Origin of the sequence: Kitasatospora albolonga (genome assembly GCF_039535905.1) — a bacterium.
GTDB lineage: Bacteria > Actinomycetota > Actinomycetes > Streptomycetales > Streptomycetaceae > Kitasatospora > Kitasatospora albolonga.
Window position 1 is genome coordinate 14,794 of the sequence record NZ_BAAAYB010000099.1, and the last position, 25,676, is coordinate 40,469.

Annotated in this window: 22 protein-coding genes and 3 pseudogenes; 9 read left to right on the top strand and 16 right to left on the bottom strand. The window is 73.6% G+C overall.

What is annotated here, in order from left to right:
* Nucleotides 1-2 precede the first annotated feature (2 nt).
* The gene (locus ABD946_RS25205) at nucleotides 3-1,313 is read right to left on the bottom strand and encodes a magnesium transporter MgtE N-terminal domain-containing protein (RefSeq protein WP_345287303.1); all 1,311 of its coding nucleotides are present in this window, start codon (nucleotides 1,311-1,313) and stop codon (nucleotides 3-5) included.
* Between the two features lie 144 nt (nucleotides 1,314-1,457).
* On the opposite strand from ABD946_RS25205, the gene ABD946_RS25210 reads away from it, so the two are divergent.
* Entirely contained in the window at nucleotides 1,458-1,874 is a 417-nt protein-coding gene (locus ABD946_RS25210) for a VOC family protein (RefSeq protein ID WP_380149398.1), read from the top strand.
* Nucleotides 1,875-1,881: 7 nt separating this feature from the next.
* On the opposite strand, the gene ABD946_RS25215 is transcribed toward ABD946_RS25210, so the two are convergent.
* The 4 genes and pseudogenes from ABD946_RS25215 to ABD946_RS25230 form a co-directional block, all read right to left on the bottom strand.
* Nucleotides 1,882-2,139 (bottom strand): GyrI-like domain-containing protein, encoded by a 258-nt coding sequence (locus tag ABD946_RS25215; protein WP_345287307.1) that lies wholly within the window; start codon nucleotides 2,137-2,139, stop codon nucleotides 1,882-1,884.
* Nucleotides 2,140-2,199: 60 nt separating this feature from the next.
* Nucleotides 2,200-3,059 (bottom strand): IS5 family transposase gene (locus tag ABD946_RS25220; RefSeq protein ID WP_425558654.1). Its coding sequence is split into 2 segments (ribosomal slippage): nucleotides 2,200-2,702 and nucleotides 2,702-3,059, totalling 861 coding nucleotides; the frame shifts between segments, so codons are not numbered across the junction.
* Nucleotides 3,060-3,073: 14 nt separating this feature from the next.
* Nucleotides 3,074-3,601 (bottom strand): annotated as a pseudogene (locus tag ABD946_RS25225) (MerR family transcriptional regulator); the annotation flags it as partial.
* A 259-nt stretch (nucleotides 3,602-3,860) separates the two neighbouring features.
* Nucleotides 3,861-4,394: a pyridoxamine 5'-phosphate oxidase family protein gene (locus tag ABD946_RS25230; RefSeq protein ID WP_345287309.1), complete on the bottom strand. Its 534-nt coding sequence runs from the start codon at nucleotides 4,392-4,394 to the stop codon at nucleotides 3,861-3,863.
* 132 nt (nucleotides 4,395-4,526) lie between these two features.
* Here ABD946_RS25230 and ABD946_RS25235 point away from each other — a divergent pair, with 132 nt between their 5' ends.
* A complete protein-coding gene (locus ABD946_RS25235; RefSeq protein ID WP_380150142.1) occupies nucleotides 4,527-5,459 on the top strand; it encodes a DMT family transporter in 933 nt (310 codons plus the stop codon).
* 25 nt (nucleotides 5,460-5,484) lie between these two features.
* On the opposite strand, the gene corA is transcribed toward ABD946_RS25235, so the two are convergent.
* A complete protein-coding gene (gene corA / locus ABD946_RS25240) occupies nucleotides 5,485-6,597 on the bottom strand; it encodes a magnesium/cobalt transporter CorA (protein ID WP_345287311.1) in 1,113 nt (370 codons plus the stop codon).
* Between the two features lie 490 nt (nucleotides 6,598-7,087).
* On the opposite strand from corA, the gene ABD946_RS25245 reads away from it, so the two are divergent.
* Nucleotides 7,088-7,705, top strand: coding sequence for a suppressor of fused domain protein (locus tag ABD946_RS25245; protein ID WP_345287313.1), 618 nt, complete (start codon nucleotides 7,088-7,090; stop codon nucleotides 7,703-7,705).
* A gap of 20 nt (nucleotides 7,706-7,725) precedes the next feature.
* Here the strand turns inward: ABD946_RS25245 and ABD946_RS25250 are convergent, their stop codons facing one another.
* From ABD946_RS25250 to ABD946_RS25275, 6 genes and pseudogenes are all read right to left on the bottom strand, one after another.
* The gene (locus ABD946_RS25250; protein WP_345287315.1) at nucleotides 7,726-8,340 is read right to left on the bottom strand and encodes a MarC family protein; all 615 of its coding nucleotides are present in this window, start codon (nucleotides 8,338-8,340) and stop codon (nucleotides 7,726-7,728) included.
* Between the two features lie 112 nt (nucleotides 8,341-8,452).
* The gene (locus ABD946_RS25255; protein ID WP_345287317.1) at nucleotides 8,453-9,307 is read right to left on the bottom strand and encodes a PHP domain-containing protein; all 855 of its coding nucleotides are present in this window, start codon (nucleotides 9,305-9,307) and stop codon (nucleotides 8,453-8,455) included.
* A 73-nt stretch (nucleotides 9,308-9,380) separates the two neighbouring features.
* Nucleotides 9,381-10,019 carry a DUF6758 family protein gene (locus ABD946_RS25260; protein ID WP_345287420.1) on the bottom strand — a complete coding sequence of 213 codons (639 nt, stop codon included), beginning with the start codon at nucleotides 10,017-10,019 and terminating at the stop codon, nucleotides 9,381-9,383.
* A 276-nt stretch (nucleotides 10,020-10,295) separates the two neighbouring features.
* Nucleotides 10,296-10,442: a hypothetical protein gene (locus tag ABD946_RS25265; protein ID WP_345287319.1), complete on the bottom strand. Its 147-nt coding sequence runs from the start codon at nucleotides 10,440-10,442 to the stop codon at nucleotides 10,296-10,298.
* A gap of 282 nt (nucleotides 10,443-10,724) precedes the next feature.
* A complete protein-coding gene (locus ABD946_RS25270; protein WP_345287321.1) occupies nucleotides 10,725-11,591 on the bottom strand; it encodes an alpha/beta fold hydrolase in 867 nt (288 codons plus the stop codon).
* 257 nt (nucleotides 11,592-11,848) lie between these two features.
* Nucleotides 11,849-13,409: pseudogene (locus tag ABD946_RS25275) on the bottom strand (DEAD/DEAH box helicase).
* A gap of 599 nt (nucleotides 13,410-14,008) precedes the next feature.
* Between ABD946_RS25275 and ABD946_RS25280 the strand changes: the two are divergent.
* Complete coding sequence (locus tag ABD946_RS25280) at nucleotides 14,009-14,773, top strand: ferritin-like fold-containing protein (RefSeq protein WP_345287323.1); 765 nt, start codon at nucleotides 14,009-14,011, stop codon at nucleotides 14,771-14,773.
* Between the two features lie 18 nt (nucleotides 14,774-14,791).
* Here ABD946_RS25280 and ABD946_RS25285 read toward each other — a convergent pair whose 3' ends face one another.
* The 3 genes and pseudogenes from ABD946_RS25285 to ABD946_RS25295 all read right to left on the bottom strand — a co-directional run bounded on the left by ABD946_RS25285 (nucleotide 14,792) and on the right by ABD946_RS25295 (nucleotide 16,241).
* The gene (locus ABD946_RS25285; protein ID WP_345287325.1) at nucleotides 14,792-15,067 is read right to left on the bottom strand and encodes a hypothetical protein; all 276 of its coding nucleotides are present in this window, start codon (nucleotides 15,065-15,067) and stop codon (nucleotides 14,792-14,794) included.
* 154 nt (nucleotides 15,068-15,221) lie between these two features.
* Nucleotides 15,222-15,449 carry a DUF3107 domain-containing protein gene (locus ABD946_RS25290; RefSeq protein ID WP_345287327.1) on the bottom strand — a complete coding sequence of 76 codons (228 nt, stop codon included), beginning with the start codon at nucleotides 15,447-15,449 and terminating at the stop codon, nucleotides 15,222-15,224.
* 134 nt (nucleotides 15,450-15,583) lie between these two features.
* Nucleotides 15,584-16,241, bottom strand: a pseudogene (locus ABD946_RS25295) (TetR/AcrR family transcriptional regulator).
* Between the two features lie 254 nt (nucleotides 16,242-16,495).
* On the opposite strand from ABD946_RS25295, the gene ABD946_RS25300 reads away from it, so the two are divergent.
* The 5 genes from ABD946_RS25300 (at nucleotide 16,496) to moeZ (ending at nucleotide 22,874) form a co-directional block, all read left to right on the top strand.
* Nucleotides 16,496-17,404 (top strand): alpha/beta fold hydrolase, encoded by a 909-nt coding sequence (locus tag ABD946_RS25300; RefSeq protein WP_345287329.1) that lies wholly within the window; start codon nucleotides 16,496-16,498, stop codon nucleotides 17,402-17,404.
* A gap of 299 nt (nucleotides 17,405-17,703) precedes the next feature.
* Nucleotides 17,704-19,299 carry a DUF3492 domain-containing protein gene (locus ABD946_RS25305; protein WP_345287331.1) on the top strand — a complete coding sequence of 532 codons (1,596 nt, stop codon included), beginning with the start codon at nucleotides 17,704-17,706 and terminating at the stop codon, nucleotides 19,297-19,299.
* Nucleotides 19,299-20,501 (top strand): hypothetical protein, encoded by a 1,203-nt coding sequence (locus ABD946_RS25310; protein ID WP_345287333.1) that lies wholly within the window; start codon nucleotides 19,299-19,301, stop codon nucleotides 20,499-20,501. Before ABD946_RS25305 ends, ABD946_RS25310 begins: the two co-directional genes overlap by 1 nt.
* A gap of 60 nt (nucleotides 20,502-20,561) precedes the next feature.
* Nucleotides 20,562-21,512 (top strand): NAD-dependent epimerase/dehydratase family protein, encoded by a 951-nt coding sequence (locus ABD946_RS25315; RefSeq protein WP_345287335.1) that lies wholly within the window; start codon nucleotides 20,562-20,564, stop codon nucleotides 21,510-21,512.
* 183 nt (nucleotides 21,513-21,695) lie between these two features.
* On the top strand, nucleotides 21,696-22,874 hold the full coding sequence (gene moeZ / locus ABD946_RS25320; protein WP_345287337.1) for an adenylyltransferase/sulfurtransferase MoeZ: 1,179 nt from the start codon (nucleotides 21,696-21,698) through the stop codon (nucleotides 22,872-22,874).
* Between the two features lie 87 nt (nucleotides 22,875-22,961).
* Here the strand turns inward: moeZ and ABD946_RS25325 are convergent, their stop codons facing one another.
* A complete protein-coding gene (locus ABD946_RS25325; protein ID WP_345287338.1) occupies nucleotides 22,962-25,565 on the bottom strand; it encodes a lysylphosphatidylglycerol synthase domain-containing protein in 2,604 nt (867 codons plus the stop codon).
* Nucleotides 25,566-25,676: the final 111 nt, after the last annotated feature.

A 25,676-nucleotide genomic window follows, 5' to 3' on the forward strand; every position in this document is an offset into this window, starting at 1 on the left:
GGTCACCGTCCACCGGTGGTCACCTCGCTCTCGGCATCGCGGTCGTGGGAGTCGTGCGCGTCGCCCGCGTGCAGCGCCTCCTCGCGCCAGTCGTCCGGCAGCAGGTGGTCGAGCACGTCGTCGACGGTGACGGCGCCGAGCAGGTGGTCGGCCTCGTCCACCACCGGCGCGGCCACCATGTTGTAGGCGGCCAGGTAGCTGGTCACCAGGTGCAGCGGGGTGTCCGGCGGCAGTGGGTCCAGGTCGTCGTCGACCAGCGAGCCGACCAGGGTGTACGGGGGCTCGCGCAGCAGCCGCTGGAAGTGGATGGTGCCCAGGTACTTGCCGGTCGGCGTCTCGTTCGGCGGGCGGCAGACGTAGACCTGGGCGGCCAGGGCCGGCTTGTGGTCGGAGACCCGGACCCGGGCCAGCGCCTCGGCCACGGTGGCGTCCGGCTCCAGCACGATCGGCTCGGTGGTCATCAGGCCGCCGGCGGTGTTCTCCTCGTAGCTGAGCAGGCGTCGGACGGAGGCGGCGTCGTCCGGCTCCATCAGCCGCAGCAGCCGCTCGGCCGCCTCCTCGGGCAGGTCGGAGAGCAGGTCGGCGGCGTCGTCCGGGTCCATCGCCTCCAGCACGTCGGCGGCGCGCTCCTCCTGGAGCTTGCCGATGATCTCGACCTGGTCGTCCTCCGGCAGCTCCTCCAGCACGTCGGCCAGCCGGTCGTCGTCGAGGGCGGCGGCCACCTCGGCGCGGCGCTTGGGGGAGAGGTGGTGCATCACGTTGGCCAGGTCGGCCGGGCGGAGCTGCTCGAAGGTGGCCAGCAGGTTGGCCGCGCCCTGGCCCTCCTCGGCCAGCGAGAAGCCGCTGACGGCGGACCAGTCCAGCGTCAGCGTCTCGCCCTTGGCCTTGCGCAGCCGGGAGACCTTGCCGACCTGGACGAAGACCTTGCTGATCTCCCACTCGCGGACCCGGGTCTGCACCATCGCCACGTCCAGCACGGTGACCTCGTCGGAGGTCTTGGTCCGGGTGACGGTGCGGTCCAGCAGCTCGGCCAGCACCAGGGTCTCGGAGGGGCGCTGCTCGAACCGCCGCATGTTGATCACACCGGTGGTGAGCACCTGCCCGGACTCCAGGCTGGTCACCCTGGTCATCGGCAGGAAGATCCGCCGCCGGCCGACCACCTCGACCACCAGGCCCAGCACCCGGGGCGGGCGGCCGCCGATCCGCAGCGAGACCACCACGTCCCGCACCCGGCCGACCTGGTCGCCGTTCGGGTCGAAGACCGCGACCCCCGAGAGGTGCGAGATGAAGACCCGGGTGCCCGGCCCTGCCATTGGCTTCCTCCTCGCGACGATCCGCGCCCAGGCTACCCGCCCGCGACGGCGGCAGCCCGCCGACCGGCGGCGGCGCGGTACGGTCGGACACTTGATCATCCGTCAGACGGAGTGGTCGTCACGCGTCACGGGAGGGGATTGCGCATGAACGGTTCGGCACACGTACGGATCGCCCGGCCGAGCAGGGACCTGGCGGCGGCGGAGCGGTTCTGGATCGAGGGCCTCGGGCTGAGCGTGCTCTGGCGCTCTGAGCCCGAACCGGGCTCAGAGGAGCACGCGCTGCTGATGGCCGGCTGGCCGGACGCCGCCTGGCACCTGGAGCTGGTGGACGCGGGGGCGGTCCGGCCGCAGCCGACGGCGGAGGACCTGCTGGTGGTCTACCTGGGCGGGGAGGTGCCGCAGGAGCTGGTCGAGCGGCTGGAGGCGCACGGCGGCCGCCGGGTCCCCGCGCACAACCCCTACTGGGACCAGTGGGGCGTCACGGTCGAGGACCCGGACGGCTACCGGCTGGTGCTCTCCACCCGCGAGTGGTCGAACGCGGCCGCGCTCGGCCGGTCCTGAGCGGGCGTCAGGCGAGCGGCTGCTGGAGTTCGGTGACCCAGCCGGCCAGGTCGGCCGGGCACTCCAGGTAGAGCTCGCGGTTGTACCCGACGGCGCGGTGTCCGGTGGCGTCGGTCCACCGGGCCAGCGCCTGGACGGTCGGCAGCACCTCGTCCATCGAGCCCCGGTGGATGACGGTGGCGGCCCGCTCCACGGCGGGCAGGTCGGCGACCTCGAAGCCGTACGCCGGGTCGGGCGCGGCGTTCACCGGCAGCGCGGCGAACATCCGGACCCGCTCTCTGCCCGGCTCGGCCTCCTCGTACAGGGCTAGGGCGTTTCTTTCGGATCATCGTGCTGACCAGATGAAGATGGCGGCGAGGTGGAGTCCGGCGAGGTAGATGGTGGCGGTCTTGTCGTAGCGGGTGGCCAGGCCGCGCCAGTGCTTGAGTCTGTTGATGCACCGCTCCACGGTGTTGCGGCGCTTGTAGGTCTCGTAGTCGCATGCGGGTGGTCTGCCTCCGCGTCGGCCCAGGCGTTTGCGGTTGGCGACCTGGTCGGCGGGCTGCGGGATGACGGCCCGGATGCCGCGCCTTCGCAAGTGGGCCCGGATCGCGCGGGAGGAGTAGGCCTTGTCCGCCAGGACCGCCTCCGGCGTGGTTCTGGGTTTGCCGACGGGTCGGGGGACGCGGATGCGGGCCATGAGATTCTCGAACTCCGGCGCGTCCCCGGCCTGTCCGGGGGTGAGGACGAAGGCGAGCGGCCGGCAGTTGCCGTCGGCGGCGAGGTGGATCTTCGTGGTCAGCCCGCCGCGGGAGCGTCCGAGGGCATGGTGGTGGGGCTCGTCGGCCGGAGCCCCTTTTGACGGGCTCCGGCCGCGTGCTGGTGAGCGCGCACGACGGTGGAGTCGACCGCGACGACCCAGTCCAGGTCGCCGTCGGCGTCCGCCTGGGCGAGCAGAGCGGTGAAGACCTTCTCCCAGGTGCCGTCGAGCGCCCACATCCGCAGGCGGTTGTGGGCGCCCTTCCAGGACCCGAACCGCTCGGGCAGGTCCGCCCAAGGCGTCCCGGTGCGGTACTTGAACGCGATCGCGTCGATCACCTGCCGGTGATCACGCCACCTCCCACCCCGCCTCGGTGCACGGTCCGGCAGCAACGGCTCGATCCGCGCCCACTGGGCATCAGTCAACGACACATCAGATCCAACGATCCGATGATCCGAAAGAAACGGCCTAGGCCCGGGCCGGCCACCGTCAGCCCGGCCTCCTCCACCAGGCGGCAGAGGCGGTCGAACAGCGGCCCCGCCACGGGGGTGATGTGCTCCGGCTCGAAGCTCTCCGCCACGGCGGACAGCCGGGCCACCCGGACCGCCGGAAGGCTCTTCACCACGATGTCGTCGGCAGGCATGTGCCCCTCGCTCTCGATCGACCGGAGCCGCGACTCCACCCGGGTGAGGCGGCTCTCGGCCTCCGCCACCGCCGCCGCCAGCTCGGCCCTGCGCAGGCGCAGCATGCCGCGGAGCTCCTCCGGGGACACCTGCTCGTCGATCACGGCCGCCACCTGCTGGAGCGTGAAGCCGAGGTCCTTGAGCGCGATGATCCGGTTGAGCCGGGAGAGCTGGGCCGCCTCGTAGCCCCGGTAGCCCGTGAACGGGTCCACCCGGGCGGGGGCGAGCAGGCCGATGGCGTCGTAGTGGCGGAGCATCCGGACCGACACCCGGCCGTGCTTCGCGAAGTCTCCGATGCTGAACATGACGAGGGCTACTCCAAGCCCTGACACGGTGTCAGGGTCAAAGGTGGGGGCGGGCCGCAGGCTTGCCCTCCGGGCCCGCCGGGAGGGCAGCGACCCAGGGGCGCGAGGAACTGCGCGCTGCGGGAGGCGCCGCCCGTGTGCCGGGTACGGACGCTCACGTGCAGGTAGATCTCCGTACCCGGCACACGGGTCTCGTTCTTCCGACTCGCGCAGTTCCTCGCGCCCCTGGGTCGCTGCCCTTCCGGACCTTCGGAGATCGTCAGCGGGAGCGCTTGAAGAGGAGCTTGGGGAGGCCGGCCGGGATGGGCTTGCGGGTGGTGGCGTCGGTGGGCATCGGGACGGCCTGGTGGGAGACGTCCGGCATCGTGCCGGGCTTCTCGGAGAGGGCGCCCGCCGGCTCCAGGCGGAGCACGCGGCACTCGCGGGCCCAGCGGTCGCCGATGGTGTCGGTGTCGGGGGCGTTCAGGCGCTTGCCCTTGAGCTCCTCGACCGCGCCCGTCCAGGCCTCGCTGCCCGGGGCCAGCTCGCTGACCCGGGCCGGCCAGGCGGTCAGCCGGCCCCACTTGTCCTTGCTGCGCACCGTCACCTCGGCGCCCTGACCGGCCGTCAGGCCGTGCAGCGGCTGTTCGGCGCCGTCGCCGACCACCACCACCGCGCCGTCGTGCCAGGCGTGCCAGACCGGCCTGGCCTGCGGCTGCCCGTCGGCGCGGACCCAGAGCAGGCCGGACTTCTTCGCGGCCTCCTCCAGCAGGGCGCGGTCCAGCAGGTCGTCGGCGGCGATCGTGGGCTCCATGGCGGACAGCGTACGGCTTGCCGTCCGTCGGATGTCCCAGCAGGCAGGACGACAGTTCCGTCCGGCCGTCACAGCCCTTACGGTAAGAGCCGAAACCCGAGCACCACCCTGAGCACCACCCCGAGGAGCACCGTGCCCGCCGCCCGGTCCGAGACCGTCACCGCCGCCCAGGCGCCCGCCGCCGCGCCCGCCCGGGCCGTGCTGCCCAGGACGGACCTGGTGCTGCTGGCCGTCTCGATCACCGGCATCTCGCTCTCCGCCCCGCTGATCACCGCGACCGCCGCCCCCGCGCTGGCCATCGCGTTCTGGCGCAACGTCATGTCGGTGGGCGTGCTCGGCCCGTACGCGCTGCTGCGCCACCGCGCCGAGCTGCGCGGGATCGGCCGCCGGGCGCTGCTGCTGGCGGTGGCGGCCGGCGTGCTGCTGGGGCTGCACTTCGCGCTCTGGATGCCCAGCCTGCGGATGACCTCGGTGGCCTCGGCCACCGCGCTGGTCACCACCACGCCGCTCTGGACGATCCTGCTGATGCGGCTGATGGGCCACCGCGCGCCCCGGCTGGTGTGGATCGGCACCTGCGTGGCCTTCGCCGGGGTGCTGGTGCTGACCGGGGTCGACATGTCGCTCTCCCCGCGGGCCCTGCTCGGGGACGCGCTGGCGCTCGGCGCCGGGCTGGCCGCGGCCGGGTACATGCTGCTCGGCGCGGAGGTTCGGCGGACCGTCAGCACCACCGCGTACACGCTGGTCTGCTACACCACCACCGCGGCGGTGCTGCTGGTCATCTGCCTGGCCGCCGGCACCCCGATGAGCGGGTGGGACGCCGGGGTCTGGTGGCAGATCGCGCTGCTGATGGTGGCCGCCCAGCTGCTCGGACACTCGCTGAGCAACCGGGTGGTGCGCACCCTCGGCCCCACCGTCACCTCGACCGCGATCCTGCTGGAGACCCCGGGTGCGGCGCTGATCGCCGCCCTCTGGCTGGGCCAGCTGCCGCCGGTGGCCGCCTACCCGGCGCTGGTGGTGATCCTGGCGGGCCTGGCCCTGGTGGTCCGGGGCCAGAGCCGCGACTGACCGGGCGCGGCGGCGTGACGGGCCGTCAGAGCCAGCCGTTGCGCCGGAAGCCCCGGTACATGCCGACGCAGAGCACCCCGATGCAGGCCATCACGATCGGGTAGCCGTACTTGGAGTGCAGCTCCGGCATGTAGTCGAAGTTCATCCCGTAGACGCCGGTGACCATGGTGGAGACGGCGAAGATGGCCGCCCAGGCGGTGATCTTGCGCATGTCCTCGTTCTGCGCCACCGAGACCTGGGCCAGGTTGGCCTGGAGCAGCGAGTTGAGCAGCTCGTCGAAGCCGTGCACCTGCTCGACCACCCGGGTCAGGTGGTCCGCCACGTCGCGGAAGTACTTGCGGATGTCCGGGTCGACCAGCCGCTGGCCGGGCTCGGAGAGCTGCTGCATCGGCCGCAGCAGCGGGGTGACCGCACGCTTGAACTCCAGCACCTCGCGCTTGAGTTGGTAGACCCGGCCGACATCGGCGCCGCGCCCGCCCTTGTTGGCGAAGACGTCGAACTCGATGTCGTCCACGTCGGCCTGGAGACGGTCGGCCACCAGCAGGTACTGGTCCACCACCTGGTCGGCGATGGCGTGCAGCACCGCGGACGGGCCCTTGGCGAGCAGCTCGCCGCCGCCGTCGCTCTCCAGCCGGCGGCGCAGCTGGGTGAGCGAGCTGTGGCCGCCGTGCCGGACGGTGATCACGAAGTCGGGGCCGACGAAGACCATCAGCTCGCCGGTCTCGATCACCTCGGAGGTCGGGGTGAGCGCGTCGTGCTCCACGTACCGGATGGTCTTGAAGACCGCGAACAGCACGTCGTCGTAGCGCTCCACCTTGGGGCGCTGGTGCGCGTGGACGGCGTCCTCCACGGCCAGCGGGTGCAGGCCGAAGCGCTGGGCGATGCCCTCGAACTCGGCCTCGGTGGGCTCGTGCAGGCCGATCCAGCTGAACGATCCTGCATCCGTTTCCCGGGCTGCGCGGACCTGGCGGGCCGCCTCGCGCGGGCTGCACTTGGCTCCGGACCGCTTGCCGTCCAGGTAGACGGCGCAGTCGACCACGGCCGAGGAGGCCTGGTCGCCGGTGGCGGCGTCGTACTTGGGCGCGGTGCGGCGCGGGCGCGGGCGGACGACGGCACGGAGGTTGTCGATCATCGACATGACGGGCTCCTCGGGCAGGAAACCGTCGCACGGCGGAGCTGTGGGCAGACCGTGGTGCGGCGGGGCGGGCGGCACGTTCGTAGCGGCCGAGGCCGGTGTTTCCGGAGCCGTGGAAGAAGTCCTGCTGCCTTGCTGGGGCGCGGTTTGGACCCTGCGGCTTCGGGGAAGGTGCTCTCCCGGCCGGACGTGACGCTGCCTCAGGTGCTCGCTCGGCCGATCTGCTGGGCGATCGGACGGTGCCCTGCGGAGAGGGGCCCTGCGAAGAGGGGCCTCAGACGAGGGTGACGAGGACGGAGCGGAGGCGACGCGGCCGGGCAGAGCTGCCGGTACTGCATGGTCGGCTGGTATCCACCGCAACCACCTCCTTCACGTCGTGGCCCTGTAGGTGGAGTGATGCCCCAGTGGCCAGCTCCATACCCTAACAGTTGACGGGCCGCCAGCGCTGGGGGTCTACGCGCCCCGGCTGTCAACCGGGCGTTAGGGTCTGCCCATGGCGCACGACTTCCACGACCCCGCCGAGCTCTCCCGCACGGCCGTGCTGGCCGCCGTCGAGGCCCGCTTGCTGGCGACTTTCGGCGAACCGACCGGCCGGGCCGCCGTCACGTTCCTCGGCGCGGACCGGATCGAGGTGCTGCGCTTCGGCCCGGACGCGGCCGGTCTGGTGAGGTACGTCACCCTCGGGATGTCGGCCGCGCCGATGACCGATCCCACCGCGGTGGTGGCCGACCCGGTCCGCGGGCCGCGCACCGAACTGGTGCTGACGGTCCGTGGGGGGCGCGACGACGTGCTCCGCACGCTGGCCACCTTCGCCGCCACCCCTCAGGTCGAGGGCCTGGTGGTGGCCCCCGGCGCCTCGCTGGACCTCGGCTCCCCGCTCTGGGCCGGCGCCCCGTTCACCTCGGTGCTGACCGGCGAGCCCGGCGGGCTGGTGCCCGACCTGGAGCTGCCGGAGCCGGCCGAGCCGGTCCGCTTCCTGCCGCTGCTGCCGATGACCCCCAACGAGGCGGCGCACAAGCGGGTGCACGGCGCGGCCGAACTGGAGGAGCGCTGGCTGCGGCACGGCACCGACCTGCGGGACCCGGAGCGCCGCGGGGTGGCGCTGGACTGACGGGCCGTCGGCCCCGGCCGTCAGCTGTAGTCCTTGATGAAGCCGTAGACGCCGCTGGCCACCAGCTGCACCGCGATGGCGGAGAGCAGCAGCCCGGAGAGCCGGGTGATCAGGACCACGCCGCCCTCCTTGATCACCCGGATGATCACCAGCGAGAACCGCATGGTCAGCCACATCACCACGTGCATGGCCAGGATCGCGGTCCAGACCGAGAACTCCTCGGCCGCGCCGTCCGCCCCCTGCACCGCCAGGATCACCGCGACGATCGCCCCCGGCCCGGCCAGCAGCGGAGTGCCGAGCGGGACCAGGGCGACGTTCACGTCCTTGGTCTGGGTCGGCTCCTCGATCTTGCCGGTGAGCAGGTCCAGCGCGATCAGCAGCAGCAGGATGCCGCCCGAGACCTGGAGCGCCGGGATCGAGACGTGCAGGTAGTCCAGGATCTGCTGGCCGAACAGCCCGAAGCAGGTGATCACCCCGAGCGCCACGGCGGCGGCCTGCCAGGCCATCTTCCGCTGCACCTTGGCCGCCCGGCCGGAGGTCAGGGCCAGGAAGATCGGGATGGTCCCGGGCGGGTCCATGATCACGAACAGGGTGACGAAGAGCGATCCGAAGGTCGTGAGGTCGAAGAAGCTCATCGGCGGGCGCCCGTCGACCGGGGTGGTACGCGGCTCATGTGACGAATTGTCCGGTCCGTCGAGCCGTGGCGCGAGGTCAGGGGGCGCGGCGGGGGCCGGCCCTGACGCGAGGTCAGCCGGTGATCGGGGCGGCTCCGGTGGCCTGGGCCAGCAGGGCCTCGTAGACCGCCGGGTCGGTGGTGTGCTCGCCGAGCCGGACGGTCTTGCGGGTGCCGTGGTAGTCGCTGGAGCCGGTGGCCAGCAGGCCCAGCTCCGCGGCCAGGGCGCGCAGCCGGTCCCGGGACTCCGGGTCGTGGTCCATGTGGTCGACCTCCAGGCCGCCGAGGCCCGCCGCGGCCAGCTCCCGGATCGTGTCGTCCGAGACCGTCCGGCCGCGCTTCACCGCGCCGGGGTGGGCGAAGACCGGCACCCCGCCGGCCGCCCGGACCAGCCGGACGGCCGTCACCGGGTCGGTCTCGTGCTTGGGCACGTCGGCCCGGCCGCCGTTGGCCAGCCAGTCGGCGGTGAAGGCCGCCGAGACGTCCGGCACCACCCCGGCCTCGACCAGCGCGCTGGCGATGTGCGGGCGCCCGACGCTGCCGGTCCCGGCGATCCGCTCCACCTGCTCCCAGCTGATCGGCGCCCCGAGCTCCACGCACTTCTCCACCACCGCCCGGCCCCGGCGGAACCGGTCGGTGCGGACCAGCTCGCGCTCGGACGCGAACTCCGGCTCGGCCGGGTCGAAGAGGTAGGCCAGCAGGTGCATCGAGATCCCGCCGGTCCGGCAGGACAGCTCCGCCCCGGGCACCAGCGTCAGCCCCGCCCCGCTGCGGCGCACCGCCTCCGCCGCCTCGGCGTGCCCGGCCACCGTGTCGTGGTCGGTCAGCGCCACCACGTCCAGCCCGGCCGCCACCGCGGCCGCGACCAGCTCGGCGGGGGAGTCGGTGCCGTCGGAGGCGTTGCTGTGGGCGTGCAGGTCGATGCGCACGGGGTGATCGCTCCTCGGGTCCGGGGGCCGTGGGCGCTCAGCCTACGACCTGCCGTCTCCCGGGTGCCGCGGGCTACCCCAGCAGCCGCGGGGAGGGCGCCCCGCAGGGCAGCAGGCCGAGCTCGGCGCCGGCGTCCCGCAGGTCGGTGAGCACCAGCTCGTCGTGCATCATCAGCGCCGACTGCTCGGGCCAGGCGATCGCCCAGAGCCAGAGCCCGCGCGCCTCGCCGACGTACACCGCGCGGTCGTCCGGCGCGTTCGGCACGTGGAACATCGGGGTGGGCCGGCCGGCCGCGGTCAGCTTGGCGTCGGCGGGCTTGTAGAGCGAGACCGAATCGCCCGGATCGGGCCCGGGCAGCCCCGCGTACCGGGCACCGAGGCCGACGCCCAGCTCCTCGGCGACCAGCACCAGCTCGCCGAAGCCGCCGAGCGGGGCAGGGCCGGAGCAGGCCACGGCGGTGGCACGGGCACCCGACACGTCGTCACCCGCGTGCGCGATCCCGGTGAACAGCCAGCCGACCGGCAGCGGCCAGGGCAGCCAGACGGGCACCTGCGAACGGGCGACGGCGACCCCCAGGGCCTCCACGCTCGGCGGCAGCACGGGCTGCATCGGATGGACCGCGCCGTGCTGGTCACACTGCCAGGTGTCGGAGAAGAGACCGGGTGCGCGGACCCGGGCGCCACACCTCGGGCAGCTTGGCTCGCCCCTCATGACGGACAACGGTCCTCCTCCCGGAGCGCCGCGTCAAGGACGATCACCCGGATGGAGTGCCGCTCCGCCGGGGGGTGGTGGGCTGCCCCGTTGGGGGATGTCCCGCCGAGGGGCCCGGCAAACGTGCGCGGGCCCCGTCCGGCCGCGCGGCCGGCGGTGCGGACGGGCCCGCCGGGGCCGTCCGCGGACGCACTGACGCCCCGTCACCCGTGGGGGTGAGCGGGGCGTCGGCTGCTCTCGGGGCGTCGGATCCGGCGTCGGCCGGCCCTGCGCCGGTCAGGCCGTCTTGCACGGGCGGATGTAGATGCGCTCGCCGGTGCGGGCGGCGCGCTCCACGTACTCGCGGACGGTGTCCGCGTCGGCGATCAGGCGGTCGGTGGCGGCGCCCTGGATGTCGTCCAGGCGGAGGATCTCGAAACGCATGGGTCGCTCCCTTCGCTGCCCCACGCGGGGTGGGGCCGTTGTGACAGCTCGGTCTTCGTCGTCCGGGTGTGGTGCTGTCCTGCTACGTACGGTCTCGCACTGCTGAATCCGGGCGGTTGCCCGCCCGTTAAGTCCCGGTTTCGGCGCATCGGCGCCGGTGTGCTTCGAGGGCTACAACCGGGCGCCGGGCTCGGTGATTCCCGGACAGAATCAAATATTACCTGAACTAAAGAAATGGTGCCCGTGCTGAGCCCGCGCCGTCCTCGGCGCGGGCTCATTCCGTCAGGTCAGGTCCCAGAAACCGGCGAGTACCGCGGCGGTCGCGGCGGGCTGCTCCGCGTTGGGGGAGTGCAGCGCGCCGGGGACGGTGGTGTGCGGGACGCCCAGGCGGGCGGCCATCGCGATCTGCTCCTCGACCGGCCAGGCGTAGTCCCGCTCGCCGGAGACCACCTGGGCCGGCAGCCCGGCGGCGGCCAGCTCCGCCACCCGGTCCGGTGCGGCGACCAGGTGGCCGCCCATCGCGATCAGCGCCTCCGGGCGGTTGGCCACCCAGCGGCGGTGCAGGAAGCCGGCGATCTCGGGGTCGAGGGCGGGCTTCTCCTTCTCCTTGTCCATCTCCTGCATCAGCAGCCAGATCTCGTCGAGGGACAGGCCGCCCGCCAGCGCGTCGACGAGCAGCCCGGTGCGGGCCGCCTCCGGCGGGTCGATCGCGCCGGGGCCGGTGGAGAGCAGGGTGAGCGAGCTCCACGGGAGGGCCTGCGGGTCCGCCCGCAGGACCGCCTCGCGGGAGACCTGACCGCCGAAGGAGTGGCCCAGCAGGTGGAGCGGGGCGTCGGTGGGCAGCGCGGCGGTCAGGGCCAGCACGTCGAGTGCCAGCTCGCCGATCGCGTAGGCGGCGGTGTCGGCCGGGCCCTCGGACTCGTACTGGCCGCGCTGGTCCACCGCCACGGTGCGGTAGCCGCGCTCGGCGAGCGGCTCCAGGAGGGCGATGAAGTCCTCCTTGCTGCCGGTGAAGCCCGGGACCAGCAGGGCGGTGCCGCGGACCGGCCCGGCCGGTTCCCCCACGAAGGCGGCGAAGCTCCCCCGGGAGGTGGCCAGCCGGACGGCACCGGCGCAGACGGGCAGCTTCAGGAACGGGGGAGTGCTCACCTCGCAGAGCGTAGGCCAAGGGACTTGCCCGGTAGGGCAGCGACCCAGGGGCGCGGGGCTCTGCTGATGTGCGGCTGCGCCGCGTGGGCGCGCGGTGGTGGTTACCCCGGGCGCGGGGAACTGCGCGAGGCGGGAGGGAAAGACCCGTGTGCCGGGTACGGAGGCTCACTTGCAGGTGGCTGTCCGTACCCGGCACACGGGTCGTTGTCTTCCGATGCGCGCAGTTCCCCGCGCCCCTGGCCGCCTCCGGCGGCCTGTTACTCCGCGGCCGGGGCCTCGGTGGTGGTGCGGCGGGTGCGCGTGCGGGTGCGGCGCTTGGGGGCCTCGCCCTCGGCCGCCGGGGCGGCCTCGGTGACGGGGGCCTCGGCGACGGCCTCGGTGGTGGCGGCCGCGCGCGGGCGGCGACGGCGGCGCTTGGGGGCGTCGCCCTCGACCTCCGGGGTGGCCTCGCCGGCCTGGGCCGGGATGACCGGGGCGGCCTCGGCGACGGGCTGGCCGTCGGCGCCGACGCCACCGCGGGTGCGGCGGCGCTCACGCGGCTTGCGGGCCGGCTTCTCGGCGGCCGGGGCGGCCTCGGTGGCGGGGGCGCCGCGACGGCCGCCGCGGGTGCGGGAGCCGCGGCCGCCGGTCTCGCCGAGGTCCTCGATCTCCTCCGCCTTCAGACCGGCCCGGGTTCGCTCGGAGCGCGGCAGGACACCGGTGGTGCCGGGCGCGATCTTGAGCAGCTCGTAGAGGTGCGGCGAGGTGGAGTAGGTCTCCTCCGGGTCGGTGAACGGCAGGTCCAGCGCCTTGTTGATGAGCTGCCAGCGCGGGATGTCGTCCCAGTCGACCAGGGTGACGGCGGTGCCCGAGGCGCCGGCGCGGCCGGTGCGGCCGATCCGGTGCAGGTAGGTCTTCTCGTCCTCGGTGCACTGGTAGTTGATGACGTGCGTGACGCCCTCGACGTCGATGCCGCGGGCGGCGACGTCGGTGCAGACCAGGACGTCGACCTTGCCGGAGCGGAAGGCGCGCAGCGCCTGCTCGCGGGCGCCCTGGCCGAGGTCGCCGTGGACAGCGCCGGCCGCGAAGCCGCGCTGGGTCAGCTGGTCGGCCACGTCGGCGGCGGTGCGCTTGGTGCGGCAGAAGATCATCGCCAGGCCCCGGCCGTCGGCCTGGAGGATGCGGGCGACCATCTCGACCTTGTCGAGCGAGTGGGCACGGAAGACGTGCTGCTCGATGTTGGCCACGGTGGTGCCGGTGTCGTCCGGGGCGGTGGCCCGGATGTGGGTCGGCTGGCTCATGTACCGGCGGGCCAGCGAAATGACCTGGCCGGGCATGGTGGCCGAGAAGAGCAGGGTCTGCCGCTTGGCCGGCAGCATGGTGATGATCTTCTCGACGTCCGGCAGGAAGCCGAGGTCGAGCATCTCGTCGGCCTCGTCGAGGACCAGCGCGCGGACCTTGGAGAGGTCCAGCTTGCGCTGGCCGGCCAGGTCGAGCAGACGGCCCGGGGTGCCGACGATGATGTCGACGCCCTTCTTGAGGGCCTCGACCTGCGGCTCGTAGGCCCGGCCGCCGTAGATGGCGAGGACCCGGACGCCGCGGACCTTGCCCGCGGTCTGCAGGTCGTTGGTGACCTGGGTGCAGAGCTCGCGGGTGGGCACCACGATGAGCGCCTGCGGGCTGTCGGAGAGCTGGTCGGCGGTGGCCCCGGCCGGCCTCCACGTCGGCCTTGACGACGACCCGCTCGATCAGCGGGAGGCCGAAGCCGAGGGTCTTGCCGGTGCCGGTCTTCGCCTGGCCGATGACGTCGTGGCCGGTCAGCGCGACCGGCAGGGTCATCTCCTGGATCGGGAAGGGGTGGACGATCCCGACGGCCTCCAGGGCCTCGGCGGTCTCGGCCAGGATGCCCAGGTCCCGGAAGGTGGTCTTGGTGGGTTCAGCGGTGGTGGACAGGGTGCTGCCTCTTCCATGTGGGTGGGCCGAGAGCGAGAGAGGCGGCGTGGCAGCCCCGTGCCCGGTCGCGGGCCGCGTCGCAGCCCGTCCCGTCGTCACGAGGTCGCACAACCGCGCCGGCCCCTGTGCCCTGCCGACCCGAGCGGCCCGGTTCCGGGCGCGGGGTGCGGCGGCGTCGGGGAGGATTCCCTTGAGGGGCGCGGCGCGGGACCTTGCGCCGGGGGGAGGCGCGGTCCGCGGCGGCCCTCGCTCGGCCACTGATGCGGTGCCAGGGCCCGAAGTCCGGGCCATGGTCGGAGCCGATCGGCTCTCCGACCGGGCATCCGCGTACGTGAACGCCCGGTGTCCTGCGCGGCACCGTCATGTGCCGCCCGGATACATCGGGCCTCACTACCACCATACAGTCAGGCGACGACTCGAACACGTGACGTGCCCTACTCCGTGCCGACCTGGCCTGCCGAGGGGGAGGCACTAGGGTGGCGGGAATGGAGACTCAGGCCGCCGACGACGGCACCCCGCTGGACGCTTCCGTCACTCCCGTCACTTCCGACGCTCCCGCCTCCATCGGCGGCTGGGAGGCCAGGGCCGCCGACCCGGGGTACCGGGCTGCGGTGCTGGACCTGCTCGGCGCGCTCGCCTACGGCGAGCTGAGCGCCTTCGAGCGGCTGGCCGAGGACGCCAAGTTCGCGCCCGGGCTGGTGGACAAGGCCGCGCTGGCCAAGATGGCCTCCAACGAGTACCACCACTACCAGCAGCTGCACGACCGGCTGGTCGAGGTCGGGGCCGACCCGACCGAGGTGATGACCCCGTTCGTCGAGCCGCTGGAGAACTTCCACCGGATGACCGCGCCCTCGGACTGGCTGGAGGGCCTGGTCAAGGCGTACGTCGGCGACGCGATCGCGACCGACTTCTACCGCGAGGTGGCCGTCCGGCTGGACGACGACACCCGGGACCTGGTGCTCAGCGTCTCCGCCGACACCGGGCACGCCCAGTTCGCGGTGGACCGGGTGCGGCAGGCGATCGAGGAGGACCCGCGGGTCGGCGGCCGGCTGGCGCTCTGGGGCCGGCGGCTGATGGGCGAGGCGCTCAGCCAGGCCCAGCGGGTGGTGGCGGAGCGGGACGCGCTCTCCAACCTGCTGGTCGGCGGCGCCGAGGTGCAGGGCTTCGACCTGGTCGAGGTCGGCAAGATGTTCAACCGGATCACCGAGGCGCACACCAAGCGGATGGCCGCGATGGGGCTGGCCTCCTAGGAGACGGCCCCCGGGCCCTCAGGCGTGCCGGTGGCGGCCGTGCCCGCCCGCCCGGTCCGGGCGGGCCAGCACCGAGAGCAGCAGCGCCGAGCTGACCGCCGAGAAGAGCAGGGCCAGGCCGGGCAGCCGGTGGTCGAGGGCGTAGCCGGAGACCACCCCGCCGATCAGGGCCGAGACCACCGCGGTGCAGACGGTCAGTGCCCTCGGATTCGGGAAGTAGTCGACGAACAGCGTCAGCGCCACGGCGGCGACGGCCAGTCCGATGACGGCGAAGGCGATCGACTGCAGGACCACGGGCTGCCTCCCAGGTGTGGGGCCGGGGCGGGGGGGTACCACCCGGGCCATACCCAGTGCGGACGGGTGGTACGCGCACCGGACGCGGAACGGCCGCCCCTTCGGGTGAAGGGGCGGCCGTCCGCCTGAGACAGCGTCAGGTGCTGCCGGTGCGTCAGATGGTGCCGAAGCCCACCTTGCGGACGCTCGGCTCGCCGATCTCCACGTACGCCAGGCGCTCGGCCGGGACGATGACGCGACGGCCCTGCTCGTCGGTCAGCGTGAAGAGCTTCGTGGTGCCCTCCAGCGCCTTGGCGACCGCGCTCTCGACCTCATCGGCAGTCTGCGAGCTCTCGAGAACGATCTCTCGGGGCGCGTGCTGCACGCCGATCTTGACCTCCACGGCTTCCGTCCCTCCGGGTTTGCAGTCATCCGTGCGCTCGAACCGCCGTTCGCGGCCTTCGCGTCTTACGGCTTCACCATAGAGCACCTGCCTGGCCCGGCGGCGAAGGTCCCGCGATCACCGCGGGACTCCGGTCAGCCGGCGGCGGACTCCGGGCCCTGGTCGCCCGGGTGCATCGGGAAGCCCTTGAGGCCGCGCCAGGCGAGGCTGGCGACCAGCTTGACGGCGGCGTCGCGCGGGATCTCCAGGTTCTGCGAGAGCCAGTAGCGCGCGGTGATCTGGGCCAGGCCGCAGACGCCGACCGCGAGCAGCTTGGACTCGGCGTCGGGGAGGTCGGTGTCCTCCGCGATCACCTGGCTGACCAGGGTGGCGCTGGCGTCGGCGGCCCGCTCGACCCGCTCGCGCACGGCGGGCTCGTTGGTCAGGTCGGACTCGAAGACCAGGCGGAAGGCGCCGGACTCGCTGGAGACGTAGTTGAAGTACGCCTCCATGGTGGCGGCCACCCGCTGCTTGTTGTCGGTGGTGGCGGCGAGCGCGTCCCGGGTGGCGTCGACCAGGGCGTCGCAGTGCTTGTCGAGCAGCGCCAGGTAGAGCTCGAGCTTTCCGGGGAAGTGCTGGTAGAGGACGGGCTTGCTGACCCCCCGCGCGGTCGGCGATGTCGTCCATCGCCGCAGCGTGGTAGCCCTGGGCGACGAACACCTCCTGCGCGGCACCGAGCAGTTGTTCACGGCGGGCGCTGCGCGGCAGGCGGGCGCCGCGCGGGCGCTCCTGAGCCTCCTGGACGGCCGACACGGGCGCTCCTCACTTCTCGGTCTGCGGCACGCCCGGGAACGGGGACGGTGTGCCGTGCGTGGCTTGCAGAGGAGTCCGATTCTACTTTTGGGTAACCGGATCCGCGCCGGGCGGGCGCCGATCAATTACCCCTCGGACCCCTTGTCGGGAGCCCACAATACGGGGCCGACCTGCGCTGTCCAGAGGTCGAGACGGCGGCGGGGGTGATCGTGGGGGCTGGGCCGGCACCCGCGCGCTCACTACGATCGTGCTCCATGAGCACTGAGCAGCGGGTGGCGGACGGGACGGGCGCGGGGCGGACCGTGGAGGTCCCGGGGGCGGTGCTGGCGGTGCACGGGCCCGCCGAGCGGTCGGCCGACCTGCCGGCCGCGCTCTTCGTGCACGGGCTCGGCGGCTCCGGGGACAACTGGACCGAGCTGATGGCCGAGCTCTCCGACGTGCTGGACGTGGAGGCGGTGGACCTGCCCGGCTTCGGCTGGTCGATGCCCCCGCAGGACGGGAACCTGTCGCTCAACGGCCACGTCCGGGCGGTGATCGGCTACCTGGAGGCCACCGGGCGCGGGCCGGTGCACCTGTTCGGCAACTCGCTGGGCGGCGCCGTCGCCGTCCGGCTGGCCGCCCTGCGGCCGGACCTGGTGCGCAGCCTCACCCTGATCTCGCCGGCCCTGCCCGAGCTGCCCCCGCAGCGCACCGCCTGGCCGACCGGCCTGCTCGCGGTGCCCGGGGTGGCCGCCCTGCTGAGCCGCACCCGCAGTCCGGGCGGCGACGTCGAGCAGGCCACCCGGCAGCTGCTCGGGCTGGTCTACGGCGACCCGGACGCCGTCCCGCCCGGGCAGTGGGACCGCGCGGTGGCCGAGCACCGGCGCCGGTCCGGGCTGCCGTACGCGCTCGGGGTGCTGGCCGGATCGGCGCGCGGGATCGTCTCGGCCTACACCGAGCGCGGGGACCAGTCGCTCTGGCGGCAGGCGGCGCAGGTGAAGGCGCCGGTGCTGCTGGTGTACGGGCTGAAGGACAAGCTGGTGTCGTACCGCTCGGCGCACAGGGCCTGCGCGGCCTTCGCGGACGCCCGGCTGCTGGTGCTGCCGGAGGCCGGGCACGTGGCGATGCTGGAGCACCCGGAGCGGGTGGCGCGGGCCGTGCGGGAGCTGCTGGCGGTGGCCTGACCTGCGATCTCCCGGGGTCGGCAGGCCTGTTGACGGGGAGTCAGCGGCGCGGCAGAACGGCCCGGGCGCGGCGAGGTCACGCGGTTTCACTCGTTCAGGTGGCACGTACGCCCAGGGCGGCGGCGTTCTCAGCGATTCGTTCTACCTTCGTGGTGTCGGACCGAACAGGTGTGGGGGAGAGCGCGGCCCCTCCGGGTGGTCCCGGAGCAGCCGCGCGGGTTCTGAGTACTGGTACGTGGGCTGACGTCGTCGCGTAACCGCACCCGGTCAACACGAACCGCTGCGCCCTGGAGGTCGTCGTGCGCATTGCCCTGATCACCGAGAGTTCCCACTCGTACGCACGCCGTGCCGACGGCTGGTGCGGGCGGCTGGCCGAGGGGCTCGCCGAGCACGAGTTCCGGATGTACGTGCTGGGCGGGGGCGGCGGGGCCGCGGGCGGGCTGCTGCCGGTGAGCGAGCTGCCGATCTGGGGGCGGCGCCCCCGCGGCCGCGGGCCCGCTCTGCACCGGCGGCGGCCGTACGTGCAGGCCTACCGGGCGCTGGTGCGCTCGCTGGTGATACCGGGCGAGCGGGCCTCCTTCGGCCCCGCGCTGTATCGGCTGGCGGCGCTCGCCCGGGAGGACGGCGCGCTGCCCGCCTTCCTGGCCTCCGGGCCGGCCCAGCGGGTGCTGGAACAGGTCTGGCGCTCGCCCGGGGCCGAGACCGCGGCCGGGCAGCCGCAGGTCCAGGACGTGCTGGTCGCGGCCGACCTGCTGGAGCAGTGCCTGCGTCCGCTCGCCGCCCGCTGGTACGGCACCGGGGAGGACGGGCTCGGCGGGGCCGACCTGTGCCACGTGGTCGGCGGTGGCCCGGCGGCGCTGCCCGCCCTGGTGGCCAAGCAGCTGCACGGGGTGCCGTTCGTGGTCACCGAGCACGGGCTGCACCTGCGCGAGCAGTACCGGAGCTGGCGCACGGCGCCGTACCGGTGGCCGGTGCGGGCGCTGCTGATCGCCTTCTTCCGGCAGCTCACCGAGGAGACGTACCGCCAGGCCGCCGTGCTCACCCCCGGGAGCGACTACGACCGGCGCTGGCAGGAGCGCTGCGGGGCCGACCCGGCCCGGATCCGGGTGGTGCACGAGGGCACCCCGGCGGTGGGGCGGCCGGCGGCCGGGCCGGAGCCGGAGCGGCCGGTGCTGGTCTGGGCCGGGGCGCTGGAGCCCGGGCGCGACCCCGCGCTGGTGCTGCACGCCTTCGCCAAGGTCCGGGCCGAACTGCCGCGGGCGCGGCTGCGGTTGTACGGCGAGGAGGGCGCGCCCGGATACCTCGCGCACCTGCGCGGGATAGCGGAGAAGCTCGGGGTGGGCGCGGCCGTCTCCTTCGAGGGGCGGCCGGAGGGCGGCGCGGCCGAGGCCTGGGGGGCCGGGCAGGTGGTGGTCTTCTCGGCGCTCGCCCAGCGCAGCCCCCGGCTGATCGCCGACGCCATGCTGAGCGGCCGGGCCGTGGTCTCCACCGAGGTCGGGGTGGCCCGGGAGGTGCTCGGGCCGACGGGGCTGCTGGTGCCGCCCCGTGACCCCGCGGCGCTGGCCGCGGCCTGCCTGGCGCTGCTCGGCGACGCGGAGCGGCGGGCCCGGCTCGGGCTGGCCGGGAGGCTGCGGGCGCAGGAACGGTTCGCGGTGGAGCCGGTGGTGACCGCCTTCCGCGAGGTCTACCTGGAGCTGGTCTCGCGCTTCCCGGCGTACCCGGCGGCGGGGCGTGCGGGCGGGGTGGAGAAGAAGGGGGCGCGGGCGGAGGTGCGGCCGTTCGCCCGGCCCGCCGAGTACTGGGTGGCGGGGCCGGTCGGGGGCGAGGAGGCCGCGACGGCGGCCGCCGAGGTGGCCGTGGCCGTGGCCGTGGAGCCGTTGAAGGAAGCGGTCTGATGGTCGGGGAGACGGGGGACCCGGTCCGGGAGTTGATGGAGCGTCACCGGAGGACCTGCGAGCAGGCGGTGGACGCGTGGGAGATAGCGGCCGCGCTGGAGGACTCCGGGATCGGGCCGGGAGAGGCGGCCCGGTACCGGCACGCGGACGTCTTCTCGCTGGCGGAGGAGCTGTACGCCCGGGTCCCGCGGCGCCCGCCGCGGGCCGCCGCCGCCGTGCCCGGCGGGGCGTGGCGGGCGCGGGCCGGGGCGGCGCTGCGCAGTGCCGTCCGGCACGGGCTGCCGGTGGTGGGGTTGGCGGTGGGCTGTGCGGTGGTGCCTGCGGCGCGGGGGCCGTTGGCGGTGCTGTGCGGCGGGTGGCTGGCCTGGGCGGCGACGCGGCCCGCTGGGCTGCTGGGCGGTGGTCACAGCGACGGAGGCGGTCAACCCGGGGGCGCGGGGAACTGCGCGCTGCGGGAGACGCCGAGCGGGCTGCCGGGTACGGACGTCCACGTGCAAGTGAGGGGCCGTACCCGGCACACGGGTCTCCTTCTTCCGCCTCGCGCAGTTCCTCGCGCCCCCGGGGCAGCCGCCTACGCTCCGCGCGCCCCCGGGGCAGCCGCCGGTGTCCCGCGCGCCGCTGTCTTGGCGGGGGGAGTGGCGTTGGCGTTGGCCGTGGTGGTGCCGGTGGTGGGCGGGGGGCCGGGCGGGGTGGTGTTCGGGCTGGCGGCGGGGGCCGGGGCCGGGGCGGTGGAGTGGGTGGCCGGGTGGCTGCGGCAGGTGGGCCGGGGGCACCTCGGTGCGGCGCGGACGATCGCGGACTTCCGGGCCCTGATGCGGCCCGTCCTGCCGGTCGCGGTCGGGCTGCACGCCCTGGCCGTGGCCGCGCTCGGCTTCGGCGGCCTGGTGCTGCTCACCGCTGCCCAGCCGGCCGGCGACGGGGGTTTGTTGTACGGCGCGCTGCACCGGGCCGGCGGTGCGCAGTGGGCCGGGCAGGCGGCCCTCGGGGCGGTGCTGGTCCCGGCGGTCGTCCTGCTCCGCGGCGGCCACCCGGCCCCGGGGCTGGCGGGCCTGGTGGCGGCCGGTGCGGGAGGGGCCGTGCTGACGGCCGTTCAGCACGGCGCCCAGGCCGCCCAGCTGCTGGTCTGCGCGCCGGTGGCGGCCGTGCTGCTGCCGTACGCGTGGCTGGTGCTGGGCCGCCCCGGTGCGCACCGCGACCCGTGACGGCGGGCCCGCCCGTACCTCTTGTTCTCTGCAAATGGATCTCGTGGAAGGACACCCCAGATGAGGGTGCTGCTGTTGGGCGCGGACGGTTTCATCGGCCGTCGCGTCGCCGAGCGTCTGCTGGACGAACCGGACCTCCAGGTCACCGTGCTGGGGCGGCGGGATTCGGCCGACATCCGGTTCGACCTGACGGCGGGGAGCCCGGGCGCGCTGGCCCGGTTCCTGGACGCGGTGGCGCCGCAGGTGGTGATCAACTGCGCGGGCGCGACCTACGGCAGCTCGCGGATGCTGATCCGGTCGAACACGCTGGCGGTGGCCACCGTCTGCGAGGCGATCCGGCGCAGCCGGGAGCCGGCCAGGCTGGTGCACATCGGATCGGCGGCGGAGTACGGGCCGATGCCCGCCGGGGTGCCGATCTCGGAGCACGCCGAGCCCAGGCCCTCGGGCCCGTACGGGGTGTCCAAGCTGGCCGGGACGGAGCTGGTGCTGGCCAGCGGGCTGGACGCGGCGGTGCTGCGGGTGTTCGACGTGGTGGGGCCGGGCTCGCCGGCCGCCTCGCTGTTCGGGCGGCTGGCGGAGGGGCTGCGCCGGGCGCTGGAGCAGGGCGAGCGGCAGGTGCGGATGCCGGACCTGTCCGGATACCGGGATTTCGTGGACGTCCGGGATGTCGCCAGGGCCGTGCAGTCGGCGGCCGTCTCGGCGGCCACCGGAGTGATCAACATCGGTAGCGGCCACGCGGTGCGGGCCCGGGACGGTGCGCAGCTGCTGCTGCGGGCGGCCGGGTTCGAGGGCTCCATCAGCGAGGACGCCCGCCCGGCGGCGCTGCCGGGGCAGCCGGGGCCGGCCGGGGACCACCCGCCGCAGTACCCGCCGTTCCGGCCGGGCGGCGAGCCGGTGCAGTGGCGGCAGGCCGATGCCAGGACCGCCCGGGACCGTCTCGGCTGGCGGACACAGGTGCCGCTGGAGGAGTCGCTGGGGGACATCTGGCTGGAGACCGCCTGCCGGGTCTGACCCTCCACCGCCCGCTCCCACCAGGGGTGTTGCGGGAATCCGGCGTGGTCCCACGATCCGGCGAGGGGTGTCTCACCAGTCGGACCTGCTGTCTCGGAATACCTCGGTCGAGTGACACTGTTGGCGTAGCTGAGCCACTTCGGTGGCCCGCCAAGCCCCGAACTGACGACCATCGGAGTCACTGTGTCGCTGCCACCCCTGGTCGAGCCGGCCGACGAGCTCACCATCGACGAGGTCCGCCGGTACTCCCGCCACCTGATCATCCCCGACGTCGGGATGGCCGGGCAGAAGCGGCTGAAGAACGCCAAGGTGCTCTGTGTCGGCGCCGGCGGCCTGGGCTCGCCCGCCCTGATGTACCTGGCCGCCGCCGGCGTCGGCACGCTCGGCATCGTCGAGTTCGACACCGTGGACGAGTCGAACCTCCAGCGGCAGATCATCCACGGCCAGTCGGACATCGGCCGCTCCAAGGCCGAGTCGGCGAAGAACTCCGTGCTGGAGATCAACCCGTACGTCAACGTGATCCTGCACGAGGACCGCCTCGACAACGACAACGTGATGGAGATCTTCTCCGGCTACGACCTGATCGTCGACGGCACCGACAACTTCGCCACCCGGTACCTGGTGAACGACGCCGCGGTGCTGCTCGGCAAGCCGTACGTCTGGGGCTCGATCTACCGCTTCGACGGCCAGGCCAGCGTGTTCTGGGCCGAGCACGGCCCGTGCTACCGCTGCCTCTACCCGGAGGCCCCGCCGCCGGGCATGGTCCCGTCCTGCGCCGAGGGCGGCGTGCTCGGGGTGCTCTGCGCCTCGATCGGCTCGATCCAGGTGACCGAGGCGATCAAGCTGCTGGCCGGTGTCGGCGAGCCGCTGGTCGGCCGTCTGATGATCTACGACGCCCTGGAGATGAACTACCGCCAGGTCAAGATCCGCAAGGACCCGAACTGCGCGGTCTGCGGCGAGAACCCGACGGTCACCGAGCTGATCGACTACGACGTCTTCTGCGGCGTGGTCTCCGAGGAGGCCCAGGAGGCCGCCGCCGGTTCGACCATCACCTCGAAGCAGCTCAAGCAGTGGCAGGACGACGAGGAGGACATCTTCCTGGTCGACGTCCGCGAGCCCGGCGAGTACGAGATCGTCTCGATCCCCGGCGCCACGCTGATCCCGAAGAACGAGTTCCTGATGGGGAACGCGCTGGAGTCCCTGCCGCAGGACAAGAAGATCGTGCTGCACTGCAAGTCGGGCGTCCGCTCGGCCGAGGTGCTGGCCGTCCTCAAGTCGGCCGGCTTCTCCGACGCGGTCCACCTGGGCGGCGGCATCCTCGGCTGGGTCAACCAGATCGAGCCGCACAAGCCGTCCTACTGACGGACCGTCACCGTACGGACGAGGGGCGGGCGGCCACTGGCCGCCCGCCCCTCGTGGTGTCCGCGAGCCCGGTGCTCCGGAGCCCGTCTAGAGCGCGTCCTTGCGCTGGAGGACGTTGTAGCAGAACCAGCCGGGGAGGATCGGGAGCCAGAAGGTCAGCGCCCGGTAGAGGAAGACGGCCGGGGTGGCGACGGTGGGCGGGACGCCGGCGAGGGTCAGCCCGCCGAGGAGCGACAGCTCGACCGCGCCGATGCCACCGGGGGTCGGGATCGCCGACCCGGCCGCGTTGGCGGTCAGGAAGACCACCGCCACGGCGGAGAAGCTCATCGAGTAGCCGAAGGCGCGGATCGAGGCGTCCAGGCAGGCGGTGAAGCTGAGCGTCAGCAGCAGGATGCCGCCGAAGCCGGTGAGCAGCTTGCTCGGGGTCCGCATCAGGTCCAGCATCCGGGGCACCACGCCGAAGAACAGCGCGCGGACCCTGGTCACCACGAAGCGTCGCAGCGGTGCGACGGCGGCGATCACCAACGAGAGCACCGCGGCGCTCAGCACGCCGATGATCAGGGCCCGGGAGGCGCCGAACTCGCCCTCGCGCTGCTGACCGGTGATCAGACCGAAGGTGAAGAGCAGCAGCAGGTGCCCGGCCAGGCCCGCCAGCTGGGAGGCGCCGACGCTGGCCACCGCCTGGACCGGGCGGATGCCCGCCTTCTGGAGGTACCGGGTGTTCAGCGCGATGCCGCCGATGGCGGCGGGCGCGACCAGCTTCACGAAGGAGCCGGCCACCTGGGCCGCCACGGTCCGGGCGAACGGCAGCCGCTCCAGCACGAAGCCGGTCAGGCTCATCGAGGCCGCGATGTAGCTCAGCGCGGCGGCGGCCAGTGCCGCGGCCGCCCAGGCCCAGTGCATCTGGTCCAGGTTGAACTTCTCGGGCTTGATCGCGGTCAGCGCGAAGTAGGCCGCGAAGGCCAGCGCCACCACCGTGATGACGGTCTTCGGCTTGAGCCGCTCCAGCTTCTCGGGGGCCAGCGGAGCCTCCGGGACGACCTGGAGGATCTGGCCGCGGATCCGGCTGAGCAGGTCCTCGCTGGCGACCGCGATGTCCTCCTCGGCCTGCTGCTGGGTGCGCTCCCCGGAGGCCACCTGCTCCAGGGCGAGCGCCTGGGCGGTGGACTTGCGCTCCTTGTTCAGCCGGCCAAGGTCGAGCCGGGTGGTGCGGCTCAGGCCGACGGGCTGGAGCAGCGGGAGCGAGGCGGCCACCCGGTCGGCGCCGAGCACCCGGTTGGCGGTGGCCACCGCGCGCTCGGGGCCGACCCGCAGGGCGAAGGTGGTGAGCAGCTGGGCGATGTCGATCCGCAGGGTGAGGTCGCCCGCCGCGATGTCGCCGCCCGAGAGGTTGACCAGGTAGCCGGTCTTCTCGTCCACCACCAGCAGGGACTCGCCGGTGAGGCGGCGGTGCGCGATGCGGCGCTGGTGCAGGGCGTCGACGGCCTCCCAGAGCGAGGCCATCGCCTCGTCCGTGACCTCCTCGTCGACCAGCTCGTCCAGCGGACGGCCCGTCAGCTTCTCGTAGACCAGGATGGCGGCGTCCGGGCCGAGTTCGGAGGTGGCCACCAGCTGGGGGGCGCGGGCTCCGGAGGCGGTGGCCGCGTAGGCGATCAGGGCCTCCTGTTCGAGGGCCTGGCGGAGCGACTGCGGGCTGCGCCGGACGGCCACCGAGCGGAGCCTGAGGCGGCGCCAGGCGCGGTAGAAGAAGCCGGAGGCCTGCTGCTCCCGGTCGATCACGTGGACGTCCAGCGGGGGGCCGGAGAGCTGCTCCACGTAGTAGCGCCGGGTGCCGCCGGGGGCGTCCGGGGCGACGTGCGCGACCGAGGGGGAGAAGCCGACCTTGCGCAGGCCGATCAGCAGGTGCTGGCCGGTCGGGCGGATGTTCGGCGAACCGATCGCGTAGAGGGTGGCGTAGGCCACCGACCAGCCGATCAGCACCGTCAGGATGAGGGAGAGCACGGTGGTGTAGCCGCTGGCCAGCTCGGTCAGGCCGCTGAGCAGCACCACCGACCAGAGGGCCACCCGCCAGCGCGGTCTGCTCGACATGCCGACGGCGGTCATGTAGGCGATCACCGGGGCCAGGTAGCCGTGCACCGGGTCGGTCAGCGACTGCGAACCGGGCGGGAACTGGGTCAGCGCGTTGCGCACCTCGTTCGGTGCTCCGGCCGCCACCCACCAGTCGACGCCGAGCGAGACCCCGTAGGCCAGCACCGAGGCCAGCACGCCGTCGGCGACCCGCAGGCCGTCCCGCTTGATCAGCCGCTCCACCGCGAAGGAGAGCGGTACGGCGAGCACCGCGATGCTGGCGGCCAGCCCGGTGACGGTGGTGAGCCAGCTCGGGATGTGCTCGGCGTTCTTGGAGATGTCGGTCTCCAGGCCCGAGGTGGTGGAGACCGCGAAGCGGGCCACCAGGAAGAGGGCCACTATCCCGAGCACGCCGGCCAGGAACCTCAGCAGATCGGACGGTCGGTGTGCCCGGGCCGCGAGCAGCGGCTCGTCGACGGCGACGTGCTCGCCGTTCGGTGGCTCCTCGGCCACTCCCTCTTCCCCCTCGGTCGTGCCCACCGGCGGCTCGGGAGAGCCGGACGGCTGGAAGGTGGCGGGCTCCGTCGGGCCCTCTTCCACGTCCACGTCTGCCGTCCCGGTCATCTGGTCTTGTCCTCGTATCACCACTCACCGCCCCGTCAGATGGTGGCATGCCGGGGGCACCGGCGAGGGACAGGGTCCGCATCGGGCGCGGCGAATCCCCCGGACGGGCTC

Coding starts and splice junctions, on each gene's coding strand:
- ABD946_RS25205 (WP_345287303.1), bottom strand. CDS start 1,313: ATGGCAGGGCCGGGCACCCGGGTCTTCATCTCGCACCTCTCGGGGGTC.
- ABD946_RS25210 (WP_380149398.1), top strand. CDS start 1,458: ATGAACGGTTCGGCACACGTACGGATCGCCCGGCCGAGCAGGGACCTG.
- ABD946_RS25215 (WP_345287307.1), bottom strand. CDS start 2,139: ATGTTCGCCGCGCTGCCGGTGAACGCCGCGCCCGACCCGGCGTACGGC.
- ABD946_RS25230 (WP_345287309.1), bottom strand. CDS start 4,394: ATGGAGCCCACGATCGCCGCCGACGACCTGCTGGACCGCGCCCTGCTG.
- corA (WP_345287311.1), bottom strand. CDS start 6,597: ATGTCGATGATCGACAACCTCCGTGCCGTCGTCCGCCCGCGCCCGCGC.
- ABD946_RS25245 (WP_345287313.1), top strand. CDS start 7,088: ATGGCGCACGACTTCCACGACCCCGCCGAGCTCTCCCGCACGGCCGTG.
- ABD946_RS25250 (WP_345287315.1), bottom strand. CDS start 8,340: ATGAGCTTCTTCGACCTCACGACCTTCGGATCGCTCTTCGTCACCCTG.
- ABD946_RS25260 (WP_345287420.1), bottom strand. CDS start 10,019: ATGAGGGGCGAGCCAAGCTGCCCGAGGTGTGGCGCCCGGGTCCGCGCA.
- ABD946_RS25265 (WP_345287319.1), bottom strand. CDS start 10,442: ATGCGTTTCGAGATCCTCCGCCTGGACGACATCCAGGGCGCCGCCACC.
- ABD946_RS25280 (WP_345287323.1), top strand. CDS start 14,009: ATGGAGACTCAGGCCGCCGACGACGGCACCCCGCTGGACGCTTCCGTC.
- ABD946_RS25300 (WP_345287329.1), top strand. CDS start 16,496: ATGAGCACTGAGCAGCGGGTGGCGGACGGGACGGGCGCGGGGCGGACC.
- ABD946_RS25310 (WP_345287333.1), top strand. CDS start 19,299: ATGGTCGGGGAGACGGGGGACCCGGTCCGGGAGTTGATGGAGCGTCAC.
- ABD946_RS25315 (WP_345287335.1), top strand. CDS start 20,562: ATGAGGGTGCTGCTGTTGGGCGCGGACGGTTTCATCGGCCGTCGCGTC.
- ABD946_RS25325 (WP_345287338.1), bottom strand. CDS start 25,565: ATGACCGGGACGGCAGACGTGGACGTGGAAGAGGGCCCGACGGAGCCC.